This window comes from Psychroflexus longus, assembly GCF_020164595.1.
GTDB classification, from domain to species: domain Bacteria; phylum Bacteroidota; class Bacteroidia; order Flavobacteriales; family Flavobacteriaceae; genus Psychroflexus; species Psychroflexus longus.
Genome location: NZ_JAIQZE010000004.1, coordinates 1 through 13,281 on the forward strand (window position 1 = coordinate 1; position 13,281 = coordinate 13,281).

Genomic DNA, 13,281 nt, shown 5'->3' on the forward strand with positions numbered 1-13,281 from the left:
AGGCAAGAATAAAATGAGTGTTTTAAATGCTGTCAGAAATAAAATAATACATATTGTTTTTGCACTTATAAAAAATCAAACTTTGTATCAAAATCGTTTGGTTACGTCATAGAAATCGAAGTGACAAGCTTCTCGACCACTGTCAGTTCGAGCGGAGTCGAGAACTCGACCCAACGCAAGACTTTTTTCTAGTTATTTCATGCTTTGAGTCCAAACCAGTTCTCGATACAATTTAGTGAATAATAAAAAATAACTGAAACAAGCCTCTTCCCTCAGAGGGAAGAGGGGAGAAGGGTGTTTATCAAGCGCATTTTAATCACGGAATAACACCCTTTGCCTATCGGCATTTCCCTCAAAGGGAAAACTTTTAAGAGTACATTAAATTACAGAAATGGGACTAGTTATAAAAAAAAAGCCATTAGTAGTCCCGATAGAAATTGGGATTGTACCTCCCTGCGTTACCTTGGAAGGTAGACCTGCCCGCGTGCCCGCCTGAGGCGGACAGTCTCGAAGTGAAATGGACGTTATTACTTTAAGCTTTCATTCTTTTTTGCATTGCCCAAAAAAGAACCAAAAAACGCTAGGCTTACAAAAATAATATAAGAAAATCTAAAGGAACCCTCCACCACAGATGAAAAATAACTCAATCGACTAACGTCGATCTCAAACAGATTTTCATCTTCCAGCCAAGCTGCTTCCTGGATTTTCAATATTCTTTTTGATATGCCATTTTTAAACGATTTACTTCTTAGATCTGATTGCATTAAAATTTGACAAGCAAATATCATCAATTTTATTTTTTTCACTAATCACCACTCACTACTCACTCAAAAACTCAGGTACCGATTCTAAATTATTAAAAGAAAAACAGCACACAAACAACGTGCAACCAAAAACGAAAAAAAATTACGTAAATTCATCACCAGAATTTTAAAAATCAATAGCACATGAACCGACTTATACTCAGTTTCAGTTTACTCGCAGGACTTACCCTGCAAGCACAAGACCTCACCGGATACAGCGCTAAAGGCGCCAAAACACAAGAAAAACTAGAGACTCAGTTTCGGGAAAGCATCGATAAAAGCCGGTTCAAAACCCATCTGAAAACCTTAACCGAGAACCCACACATTGCTGGCACGCCAGCCAATGAAAAGGTAAAAGATTACATTATGGGAAGCATGAGTCAGGCAGGTTTGGACGTGAAATCTTATCCTTACGAAGTCTATATGAGTAGCGGGCCAGGAGAATCTTTAGTAGAACTAATTTCTCCGGAAACTATGATGTTAGATCAGCAGGAAAACGCTCTGGAAGAGGATCCGTACTCCAGTCATCCTGAACTGGTGAAAGGCTGGAATGCTTATTCTGGAAATGGAGATGTCACTGCTGAGGTGGTGTATGCCAATTACGGCACCAAAGCTGACTTTGAACAACTCGAAGAACTCGGTGTGTCCATCGAAGGTAAAATCGTTATTGCCCGCTACGGTGGCAACTTCCGCGGTTATAAAGCCAAATTTGCCGAAGCTCATGGCGCTGCCGGACTCATTATTTATACCGACCCCAAGGATTCAGGATTTACCCGCGGATTGGTCTTTCCAGAAGGCGTGTATTACAACGATAGTGGAATTCAGCGGGGGTCTTTGCTTACTGCCGATTGGACCGGGGATCCCTTAACGCCTTACGAAGCGGCTTTGCCCCGAAATCGAAAAGACTCTCCGGAGCGTCTTGACCCCAAAGACGCGGGATTGCATACCATTCCCGTGACGCCCATTTCCTATGGTGCAGCCGATCATATTTTTAAACACATGCAAGGTGATGCTGTACCCAATGGCTGGCAGGGCGGTTTGCCTTATACCTACAGGCTTCAGGGCGGCTCCGATTTGAAAGTCAGATTGAAAGTCGAGCAGCCTAAAGAGTTTACCAAAGTCTACAATATCGTTGGCACACTGAAGGGGAAAACCCATCCCGATGAGTGGATTATACTGGGTTGCCATTACGATGCCTGGGCCTTTGGGGCGACAGATCCCAATTCGGGAACCGCCATGCTGTTGAGTCTGTCCGAAACTTTGGGCAAGATGGCCAAAAATGGCGACCGACCAGACCGCTCTATCCTCATTGCCCACTGGGATGCTGAGGAACACGGTGTGATTGGCTCCAGTGAATGGGCGGAGCAGTTCAAGGATGAGCTCAAAGCCAAGGCTGTGGCTTACATCAATCTTGATGCCGCGGTTTCGGGCAAAAATTTTGGCGCTTCTTCGGCTCCAAGTCTTAAAACCATCCTTGCCGATGCGACCAAACAGGTGGATTATCCATACACCGATGAAACGGTTTACGAGCACTGGTCGAGAGGAAACGACGAGCCAAGAATCGGTAATCTAGGCGGCGGATCAGATCATATTGCGTTTTACATGCACGCCGGTGTTCCTTCCTTAAGCGGAGGTGCCAGCGGACCTACCCTATACCACACCAACTACGATGACTTCTTTTTTTACGAGAATTTCGTCGACCCCGAATTCCAAATGGGACCAACCGTGGAGGCGGTGATGGGGACACTCAGTTTACGCCTGGCCAATGCCCGGTTGATTCCCTACGACCTCGTGAAGTACGCTACCGACCTGGAGATACACTTTGAGAACGCAACACAGCAGGTGAAACATTTTTCTTCGGATTTTGCTGGGTTCAAAGCTTCAAGCTCTGCGATATCCAGCTTAAAACCCACTGCTGAATCGGTGGCGAAAGCCCTTGAGGAACTCCTTAACACCGAGCGACTTAGCAAAAAGAAAACGAGACAACTGAATGCGAAGCTGCTCGCTCTGGAAAAAAGTTTCCTTGATTCTGAAGGCATGCCTTACGGCGACTGGTACAAATCACTTTATGCGTCCTCCGATCCGTTTAGCGGCTACGCTTCCTGGATTTTGCCAGGCATTCAATACCAAATCGAAATGCAAAACCAATACCAACTTGATGCTATGGACCAGCGCTACGCTAAAGCCATCACGAGTTTGGAAGCCAAGATGAAAGAGATATTGGAGAGTTTGTAGACGGTTGTCGGCTGTCGGTTCACAGTTGACTGTTCACTGTTGACGATTGTAGGTTGACCGTTTACTGAAAACTAAAAACGGTAAACTGATAACTGAAAACTACCCCAACTTTTTCGTTTTAACCGTTCTGATCATAAAATACAGCAGATAACCAACGGGGCCAAACATAAAGCAAAGCAGCAAACAGGGGATGATGAGGAAATGGCTAATGTTTTCTTTTTGGGATTGTTTCAATATCCAATGACCAACCAACAAATCGAATACTAAATAATGCACCCAGCCAGTGACCACTGCTTCGTCGGAGGTAAACATGGCTTTGATGCCTTCAAGTTTACTGAAGGATTCCATGTCGAAGTCACCAAGTCCCTGGATGACGTAAATGGCGTAAACCACCGACATGGCAGCGGCAAACGTATAAATGACAGGAGTTTTCCAGTGCTTATTCGGGAAAAAAATTAATATCAACCAGGCAGGTAAGACGATGGTATTGACGATTTGAAAAACTACAGATGGAGACATATAAATGATTTTTAAAATAAAGTTAGCATTGATTTCAACCTCAATATTAGACTTTAATTGAAGGATTTATTACGAACAATACATAAAATTAGTATTTTTATAAAAGCAGTGAATTATAAATGTGAATGAATTACATGTAAATGCTTGAATTATAGCCATATCTGATTTTGGGTTATAATAACTATAGGATAAACCTATATATCAATTAGAACTACTAATTCAGTTTTGTGTTGATGAGAGCATTCTCACTGTATCTTTGATATTGATAACACTTAAATATATATCTATGAAAAATTTATTAATCGCAGTATTCAGTTTGTTTACAGTAGCTGTGTTTGCTCAACAGAGTGCTGAAGCTGAATACAAAACCTGTCCGGTTACAGGTATTAAAATCAAAGTAAAGGATGGCGAAAATCCTCACGCCAGCATGCAGGCCAATGCAAAGCAAGAGCCAGCTGAAAATGACAAAACCAAAAGAACTGGAGGAAAAGACTGGTGGCCAAATAGTTTGGACTTGAGTGTATTGAGACAACACACTTCAAAATCCAACCCAATGGGTGAAGATTTCAATTACAGAGAAGCTTTTGCTGCTTTGGATTATGAACAGCTAAAAGCAGATCTAGTGGAAGTCATGACCACTTCTCAAGACTGGTGGCCAGCAGATTACGGTCATTACGGTCCGTTTTTTATTCGTATGTCCTGGCACAGTGCTGGTACTTACCGTACAGCAGATGGTCGTGGTGGATCACGTGATGGTCAGCAGCGTTTTGCACCCATCAACTCCTGGCCAGACAATGCTAACCTGGATAAAGCGAGAAGATTGCTATGGCCAATTAAGCAGAAATATGGTAAGAGCCTTTCCTGGGCAGACTTGATGATTCTTGCTGGTACTGTAGCTTATGAAGATATGGGATTAGAAATCGCAGGATTCAGCGGTGGTCGTGAAGATACTTGGGAACCTGCAAGTAGTGTTTACTGGGGTCCAGAAAATGAAATGCTGGCTAATGATAAGCGCTATGATGTAGAAGGAAACTTAGAACGTCCACTAGCCGCTGTGCAAATGGGATTGATTTATGTGAACCCAGAAGGCCCGGATGGAAAACCAGATCCAGCAATGGCTGCAAATGGTATTCGTGAGACCTTCGGTCGTATGGGTATGAATGATAAGGAGACTGTAGCTTTGATCGCAGGTGGTCATACCATAGGTAAATCCCATGGTGCTGGTGATGCTTCCAACGTTGGACCTGAGCCAGAAGCCGCAGCTATTGAGGAACAAGGTTTAGGCTGGATGAGTTCTTACGAGTCTGGTAAAGCTGAGCATACTATTACTTCAGGACTTGAAGTAGTATGGACAAAAACGCCAACGCAGTGGAGTCAGGGATATTTTAAGTCTTTATTCGAAAACGAATGGGAATTGACTAAAAGTCCTGCTGGAGGTTACCAGTGGATTGCAAGCGATGCCAAAGCAGATTATCCGGATGCACATATTGAAGGTAAGTTTCACAAGCCAACGATGTTTACTACCGACTTGACCATGATCAGGGATCCTGAATACAGAAAAATCTCAAAGTTCTTTTATGAGAATCCAGAGGAATTCAACAAAACTTTCGCTCAGGCCTGGTTTAAGCTAACCCACAGAGATATGGGGCCAAATTCAACTTATATTGGACCTGAAGCTCCAAAAGAAGATTTCATATGGCAAGACCCAATTCCAGAAGCAGATTATGAAATGATCACTGCATCTGACATTGATGCTTTGAAAGCTGAAATTTTAAATTCTGGTTTAACGACTTCAGAATTGGTGACCACAGCCTGGAATTCTGCTTCAACTTATAGAGATTCAGATCGAAGAGGTGGAGCCAATGGTGCCAGAATAAGATTAGAGCCGATGCGAAGCTGGGAAGCAAACAATCCAAAACAATTGGATAAAGTGCTTTCAAAATTAGAGTCTATTCAGAAGAAATTCAACAAGAATAACTCTAGTAAAAAAGTGTCTATTGCAGATTTGATTGTGCTAGGAGGTAATGCGGCTATTGAAGATGCTGCGGAAAAAGCTGGTCATACTGTATCAGTGCCATTCACTCCAGGGAGAACAGATGCTTTACAAGAGCAAACCGATGTTGAATCTATGCAATTGTTGAAGCCTATGGCAGACGGATTTACCAACTATCAAGGAAAGCGGTACACGCTAACCACTGAAGAGTTGTTGGTAGATAAAGCTCAGTTATTAACATTGACTGCACCAGAAATGACCGTATTGGTTGGTGGAATGAGAGCTCTTGGTGCAAATCATAACAATACAGACCATGGTGTATTCACTGATAGAGAAGGGCAGTTAACGAATGATTATTTTGTGAACTTATTGGACATGAGTACCAAATGGGAACCAAAAGATGAGTTCAGACAGGTTTTTATCGGAAAAGATAAAAATACTGGTGAAATGAAATGGACGGCCACTCGTGCGGATTTGATTTTCGGATCCAACTCAGAGTTAAGAGCACTCGCTGAAGTTTATGCTACTGATGATGCTAAAGACAAATTCATAACCGATTTTGTTAGCGCATGGTCCAAAGTGATGGAACTTGATCGATTTGATATAAAAATGTAAGTTGATTTCATTTGATTATCTAAAAACCCTGCATTTGCAGGGTTTTTTATGTTTAAGACATTTCCATTTGTACACAATTAAATTATCCTCATTTGTTATAATTTAAAATTTGATTAGATACTTTGAATCATATTCAATATAAGGGGGGGTGTTGTTCAAAAATCATGTTTTAGTAATTATTAAATTAAAAAAATAAGGGGTTGTTGATTACATATTGTCATAAATTTTATATTTACCCCTAAATAAATAGGGGTGTAATCTTAAAATAATGATTTATGAAAATAGGTGTTCCAATTGAAGTCAAAAATAATGAGAGCAGAGTATCAATTACGCCGGCTGGTGTTTTTGAACTATCAAAGCTAAATCATCAGATATACGTTCAAGCTGAAGCAGGACTCGCCAGTGGATTTACAGATTTGGATTATAGAGAAGCAGGGGCTGAGATTTTACCGGATATTGCATCGGTTTATGAGGTGGCAGAAATGATCGTCAAAGTAAAAGAACCGATTAAAGAGGAATATAAGTTAGCCAGAAAAGGTCAGATTATTTTCACTTATTTTCATTTTGCCTCTAGTAAAAAACTTACGGATGCCATGATAGCTTCTGAAGCTATATGCATCGCCTACGAAACCGTACAGGACGCCGACGGAAGTTTACCACTTCTCACTCCAATGTCTGAAGTTGCCGGCAGAATGGCCACCCAGCAGGGCGCTAAATATCTTGAAAAGCCTACACGTGGAAAGGGAATTCTTTTAGGTGGAGTTCCGGGAGTCACCCCTGGTAAAGTTCTTGTACTAGGTGCTGGTGTTGTTGGGATTCAGGCTGCTAAAATGGCCGCAGGTCTTGGTGCACATGTCATCATTTTTGATATCAGTATGAAAAGACTGCGTTACGTTAATGATATCATGCCAAGTCATGTAACTACTGCCTTCTCCAACGAATATAATATCAGAAAGCATATTAAAGATGCTGATTTAATTATTGGCGCCGTTTTAATAGCTGGAGCCAAAGCACCTAAATTGATTACCAAAGATATGTTGAAAGACATGCAGCCTGGAACGGTCATGGTTGATGTGGCGGTAGATCAGGGCGGTTGTTTTGAAACTACCCGACCAACCACACACGAAGACCCTACTTATATCATAGATGATGTGGTGCATTACTGTGTGACCAATATGCCCGGGGCAGTCCCTTACACATCAACATTGGCCCTGACTAACGTGACCTTTCCATTTATATTCGAAATCGCCAACAAAGGCTGGAAAGAGGCCTGTGCTTTCAATCCCGCATTGGCGAAAGGATTGAGTTTAGATGAAGGTGAAATCATCTGCAAGGAGATTTTGAAAGACAGAGCCATGGCATAAAAACAAGCACTTGCAGGGAAGCGATTTTATCAGGTTTTGAGCAAAATTTACTGTAAGCAATTCTATATCTCAACAAACTTAAACTTTTCATGATACAGGCTTAACCTTAAATAAAGTGAAACTTGATTTATTTAAGCAAAATTAGTGTCATGAAAAAACTTAGCTACAGCTTGATAATTATTGTAATCTCTTTTTTAGGATTTTATGTGTGGGCAACTTCAGGTGAATACAGTTCAAATGAAGAGCGTTATGTGATCTATGACTATCAAAACACTATAGAAGCAGAAAAGGATATATTTTCTATCATGACCTTTAATATTGGATATTTATCCGGAATGACCAATAATAAGGCCGTTGAGAGAAGCAAAAATATGTTTGATACTCATGCCAATTATTTATTAGATCTATTGGATAAAGAATCTGTCGATATATTAGCGTTACAAGAAATCGATTTTGCGAGTTCCAGGAGTTTTGAAATCGATCAACTTGAACTTATTCAGAACCAGGGAAATTTTAATTATGGAGCAAAAGCCATAAATTGGGATAAAAACTATGTTCCTTTTCCCTATTGGCCCATATCACTTCAGTATGGGAAAATACAATCGGGACAAGCGATTGCTAGTCAATTCAAAATTTTGACAAATGATATTGATATACTCCAAAAGCCAATAGATCAGCCCTTTTATTACAATGATTTCTATCTGGATAGATTGATACAGACTTCAAAAATTTCATTAAACGGAAGAGAATTGACAGTGATGAATATTCACCTTGAGGCTTTCAGTGAAAAAACAAGGGCGGTTCATTTAGATATTGTTTTTGATGAATTTAAAAAACTTGCTTCACAAGGTCCTACCATACTTTTAGGCGATTTTAATGAACCTTTACATCCTTTGGCGTCTTCGCTGATGAGTCCTTTTTATAAGGAGCCCAATTTTGGTCATACTATTTCAACAGATCAGTTATCCAATTTTAAAGAAGAACATTACACTTTCAGTGCAGAAGATCCCGACAGGAAGATAGATTACATTTTTTTCTCTAAAGAATTCATTCAGATCGTAGATTCAAAAACCATAACAAAAACTCATTTACTTTCAGATCACTTAGCAGTGATGATGCGGTTTAAATTTAGAAATGTAAATAAAAATTTAAGCTTACGTTAATGAATTTAGTAATAAAATCAAATACTCTTAAAGTGCTTAACGCTTATATAATCTCTACTCTATTTCTGTTAACGGTTTAATGCTTTTCTCTTAATGTTTGCTCAGTTTTGTCCAAGTACTTTTGGGAAAAACATAAACAATGATGAAAAAGATTTACCTGTTAACACTATTATTAAGCTTCTTCAGCTTATCAGGCTTTTCTCAATCCTATTCCATCTCTGGTGAGGTGATGGATTCCAATCAAAATTTAATTCCTGGAGCAAATGTGATGATTCCAGAATTAAACAAAGGTGCTGTTACCAATGCCAATGGTAAGTATGAACTTAAAAACATTACTGAGGGTAGCTATATTTTAAAGATAACTTATCTAGGCTTTAAGACCGTTGAACAGCAGATAGAAGTCTCTGAAAACATGGAATTATCCTTTCAACTAGAAGAAGCCAGTTATATGCTGGATGGCATTATGGTGTCTGCTCAAAAACGTGAACAGATGAATAAGGATGTACCCATTGCGATTACATCTTATGGTGGTAAATTTTTGGACAATACCAATACATTTGAATATGATGCCCTCTCTGAATTTGTTCCAGGCCTTCAAATACAAATCCAGAGTGTCAATAATCCGGGTATTGTGATTCGTGGAATTACTTCAGATAGTGGCGACTCTAGAGTAGAACCTCGTGTTTCTGTCTTTCAGGATGGTGTATCTATCAGTAAATCCAGAGGATCGGTAGTAGAGCTTTATGATTTGGAGCGGGTGGAAGTTTTAAAAGGACCACAAGGAACCTTATTTGGTCGTGGTGCACAAATAGGCGCCGTGCATTTGATTCAGAATAAAGCTAAAAACGAAAATTCAGGCTATCTAAAAGCTGCTTACGGGAATTATAATCAACGTATTCTCACAGGACATGTGAATACACCGTTGATAGAAGATAAGTTATTTGTAAGAGTCGCTGGGATTTACAACGCCAGAGACGGATTTTTAGAAAACCGCTCAGGTGGTGATTTGAATGGTAAAGAGACTTTAGCCTTCAGGACGTCTTTAAAATACCTTATTGGCGATAATACTACTTTAGATTTTATTGCTAACTGGCAAAGAGACACACCTCCTGGAACTTCTTTTAAAAGTGGACGTTTTGCGCCATTGGGGGGCGATACTAATCCCAACACCTATGCAGATTTAGAACGAGGAGAAGAGCTTGGAGTCGATAGAGATGTTTGGGGGCTTACGGCTATTCTTAAGCATAACTTCAATGAAAACTGGGATTTCACTTCCATTTCTGCATATAGAGAATTTGATTCGGATGAAGCTTTTGATGCTGATGGTACAGCTGCTCCAGTTTTATTTTTTAGAGAACAGTCTAAAGGTGATCAATTTAGCCAAGAACTAAGGTTCAATTTTGATACTAATGATCGCTTCAGAGGTTTTTTTGGCGCCAATTTTTTTGCTGAAGACGGTTCTCAATCGGTTCCTTTAGAAATCAATGAACAGAGTTATGCCGCTTTACTTCTAGCAGGTGACAATTTTGTGGTAAATGGTGTTCCAACATTAATTCCTAACATCCCAAATGATCCGGCAACTTTCGGCCCTCTAGCTGGTGCACCTTTGCAAGAATTCAACTCTGAGCGATCTACCAATTTTGGAAAAAATTATTCTGGCGATATATTTATTGACGGTTCTTACGATGTTACTGATAAGTTAACGGCAACTCTGGGGTTACGCGCTACCTGGGAGAACATCAATGCTGCTTTGGAAGTGGAAGATGCACCTGTTCCTGGCTTGTTGGGTAATTTCATTGGAAGCTTTCCTAACAATATTTTTGCTTCAACCAACAATGAACGAAGAAAAGCCAGTGAAAACTTTACGTCGGCTGTAGGCCGTTTTGCGCTAGATTATAAATTTAATGAGCAGGTGTCTGCTTTTGGAAATATTGCTCGTGGGCGAAGACCTAATGTGATCAATGTAACTGCTACAGATGTAAATGTTTTATCAGATGAAACCGTTTGGTCTTACGAATTGGGCTTAAAAACCTTGTTTATGGATAACAGGCTTCAGTTTGATGCCAATGCGTATTATTACGATTACCAAAATTTTCAAACCACTATCGCTACTTTAGACCCTGAACTCGGGCTTATAGCAGTTCCAAATGATAGTGGTAGTGCTACCGCTTATGGATTTGAAACCTCTTTGCAATATGCCTTAAGTGAAAATGTAAGCTTCTTTGCCAATTATGCTTACACAGATGCTACTTTTGATGACACAGATGAAGATGGAAATCCACAAGCACTTGCCGGGAATCGATTTAGATTAACCCCAGAGCATTCTTATTCTATAGGAGGAAATATTTCAGTACCTATTTCTAACCGACTAGAAGCCTTCTTTTTACCTACTTACTCTTATAAATCAAAAGTATTTTTCCAGGAAGATAATTTAGAAGCTATTTCTCAGGACGGCTATGGCTTGTTGAATTTAAGGTTAGGTGCTAGATTGGATCAAACTAAAGAATTGACCTTTTTTGTCACCAATGCCTTGGATGAAGAATTCATTATCGATGCGGGTAACACAGGTCAAGCTTTTGGTATCCCCACATTTATAGCGGGGCCACCTAGATTCTTTGGAGCTCAATTTTCAATTAGATTTTAAGTAGTTTTATAAGAAAATTCAGACATGAAAAACAGCTTTAAAATTATAGTTATGATGAGTTGGATGCTGTGGATTTCTCCACAGCTTTCTGCTCAATCTTCCTCAGATTATTCCTTGGAAACTATTGAACAATGGATTCAGGAACAAGAGTCAAAAGTCCTGGATTTAAAAACCGACAATAATGCTATGATTTCCTGGTCAGGTGAGTCAGGCGTTCAAACTGATATTGCTTTTGTTTATTTACATGGCTTTGGTGCTAGTAGGATGGAAGCAGAGCCTGTAGTTTCTAAATTGGCTGAAGAATACAATGCTAACGTGTATTACTCAAGACTCAAAGGTCATGGTAGAAGTGGAGTTGAGGGTTTTGAGGAACTGACCAAAGAAAAATACTTGGATTCCGCCGAAGACGCTTTAAAGGTCGGTAGGCTTTTAGGAAAAAAAATAGTGCTGATAAGTACATCAACTGGTGGAACCTTGAGTTTGCATTTAGCTTCCAAACATAAAGATATCGCAGGATTGCTTTTGTACTCGCCATTTGTTGGACTCAAAAATCCAATGATGGGACAAATCACAACGCCTAAAGGTCGTGAGATGTTCAAATCGATGATTGGCGGCGAAGTACAACATATGGATAGAAAAGAGCCAGAAAATAAATACTGGTCGACTGAATATCATATTAACGCCTACGTGGCTTTGATTGGCATGTTGCAGGAAACAATGACAAAAGAGACTTTTGAAGCAGTGACCTGTCCTGTATTTTTGGCCTACTATTATAAAAATGAAGAAGAGCAAGATCAAGTCGTCTCGGTTGCGGCTATGCTCTCTATGTTTGATCAACTTGGAACTTCTGTTGATGACAAACAGAAAGAAGCTTTTCCAAATGCTGCAAATCATGTCATTGCCAGTGAGCTGAGGTCCAAAGATTGGGAATCGGTACTAAATTCTAGTCAGAAATTCATTGATCATAAAATACTGCAGTAATGAAATATATCCTCATGTTATTACTTACCTTACCACTAATAGAAACTCAGGCACAAAACGATAAAGGTATTTCTAAATCAACCATATATAAATTTGATCTGCAAGGCCACAGAGGCGCCAGAGGTTTAGCCCCAGAAAACACTTTACAAGCTTTTAGGAAAGCGATAGATATTGGTGTGAACACCCTGGAACTTGACGTGGTGGTTACAAAAGACCGTCAATTGGTAGTCTCTCACGAGCCCTGGATGAATGCGGACATTTGTAAAAATCCTGAAGGAAATACTATCGATAAAGGAACTGAAAAAAAGCTTAACATCTTTCAGATGACTTATGAAGAAGTGAAAACTTACGACTGCGGAAGCAAATACTACTCTGCATTTCCTGAACAAAAACTCGAGTCGGCCTACAAGCCTTTACTGAAAGAAGTGCTAAATATGGCTGACAATATTAGTCGAAATCACGGCAAGAAAATCAAGTATAATATTGAATTGAAAAGTTTGCTAGAAGGAGATGATATCTATCATCCAAAACCTGCTGAATTTGTCAAATTAATGATGGATTTGCTTCAATCAGAAACCAAATTGAAGCGTGTGAATTTACAGAGTTTTGATTTTAGAATTTTAAAAGAACTTCACCAATCCTATCCAGACGTTAGCTTAGCGGCACTGGTGTATGATATGGATTTTGATACCGCTATAAATGAACTTGGCTTTTTTCCTGAAATTTATAGTCCATATTTTCCATTAGTTAGCAAAGACTTGGTGAAAGACGCTCATAAAGAAGGGATGAAGGTGATTCCATGGACCGTTAACGAACCTGACCAAATGAAAAACCTTTTAAAAATGGGCGTGGATGGATTGATCACTGATTATCCGGATCGGGCGCTAAAGTTTAAAAAAACGGACTAATCAGTTTATTAGTTAGTGAGCTTTTGAGGAGGTTTTTAGGTTGTAGGAATTAAGTT

General features: G+C 39.7%; 9 protein-coding genes. 7 read left to right on the forward strand and 2 right to left on the reverse strand.

The genetic code is table 11. From position 1 onward, the window contains the following. Positions 1–527: 527 nt before the first annotated feature. The gene (locus tag LB452_RS05035; RefSeq protein WP_224460639.1) at positions 528–764 is read right to left on the reverse strand and encodes a hypothetical protein; all 237 of its coding nucleotides are present in this window, start codon (positions 762–764) and stop codon (positions 528–530) included. Between the two features lie 183 nt (positions 765–947). On the opposite strand from LB452_RS05035, the gene LB452_RS05040 reads away from it, so the two are divergent. Beyond that, positions 948–3,038 carry a M28 family peptidase gene (locus LB452_RS05040; RefSeq protein WP_224460640.1) on the forward strand — a complete coding sequence of 697 codons (2,091 nt, stop codon included), beginning with the start codon at positions 948–950 and terminating at the stop codon, positions 3,036–3,038. Between the two features lie 99 nt (positions 3,039–3,137). On the opposite strand, the gene LB452_RS05045 is transcribed toward LB452_RS05040, so the two are convergent. Beyond that, positions 3,138–3,557 carry an ABA4-like family protein gene (locus LB452_RS05045; protein ID WP_224460641.1) on the reverse strand — a complete coding sequence of 140 codons (420 nt, stop codon included), beginning with the start codon at positions 3,555–3,557 and terminating at the stop codon, positions 3,138–3,140. A gap of 286 nt (positions 3,558–3,843) precedes the next feature. On the opposite strand from LB452_RS05045, the gene katG reads away from it, so the two are divergent. The 6 genes from katG to LB452_RS05075 all read left to right on the forward strand — a co-directional run bounded on the left by katG (position 3,844) and on the right by LB452_RS05075 (position 13,225). Continuing rightward, positions 3,844–6,165 carry a catalase/peroxidase HPI gene (katG, locus tag LB452_RS05050; RefSeq protein ID WP_224460642.1) on the forward strand — a complete coding sequence of 774 codons (2,322 nt, stop codon included), beginning with the start codon at positions 3,844–3,846 and terminating at the stop codon, positions 6,163–6,165. 275 nt (positions 6,166–6,440) lie between these two features. Continuing rightward, positions 6,441–7,529, forward strand: coding sequence for an alanine dehydrogenase (gene ald, locus LB452_RS05055; protein WP_224460643.1), 1,089 nt, complete (start codon positions 6,441–6,443; stop codon positions 7,527–7,529). Between the two features lie 149 nt (positions 7,530–7,678). Then, positions 7,679–8,692 carry an endonuclease/exonuclease/phosphatase family protein gene (locus LB452_RS05060; protein ID WP_224460644.1) on the forward strand — a complete coding sequence of 338 codons (1,014 nt, stop codon included), beginning with the start codon at positions 7,679–7,681 and terminating at the stop codon, positions 8,690–8,692. Between the two features lie 139 nt (positions 8,693–8,831). Then, the gene (locus tag LB452_RS05065) at positions 8,832–11,336 is read left to right on the forward strand and encodes a TonB-dependent receptor (RefSeq protein ID WP_224460645.1); all 2,505 of its coding nucleotides are present in this window, start codon (positions 8,832–8,834) and stop codon (positions 11,334–11,336) included. A gap of 24 nt (positions 11,337–11,360) precedes the next feature. After that, a complete protein-coding gene (locus tag LB452_RS05070) occupies positions 11,361–12,317 on the forward strand; it encodes an alpha/beta hydrolase (RefSeq protein WP_224460646.1) in 957 nt (318 codons plus the stop codon). Next, on the forward strand, positions 12,317–13,225 hold the full coding sequence (locus LB452_RS05075) for a glycerophosphodiester phosphodiesterase (RefSeq protein ID WP_224460647.1): 909 nt from the start codon (positions 12,317–12,319) through the stop codon (positions 13,223–13,225). The genes LB452_RS05070 and LB452_RS05075 overlap by 1 nt, the downstream gene beginning before the upstream one ends. Positions 13,226–13,281 lie beyond the last annotated feature (56 nt).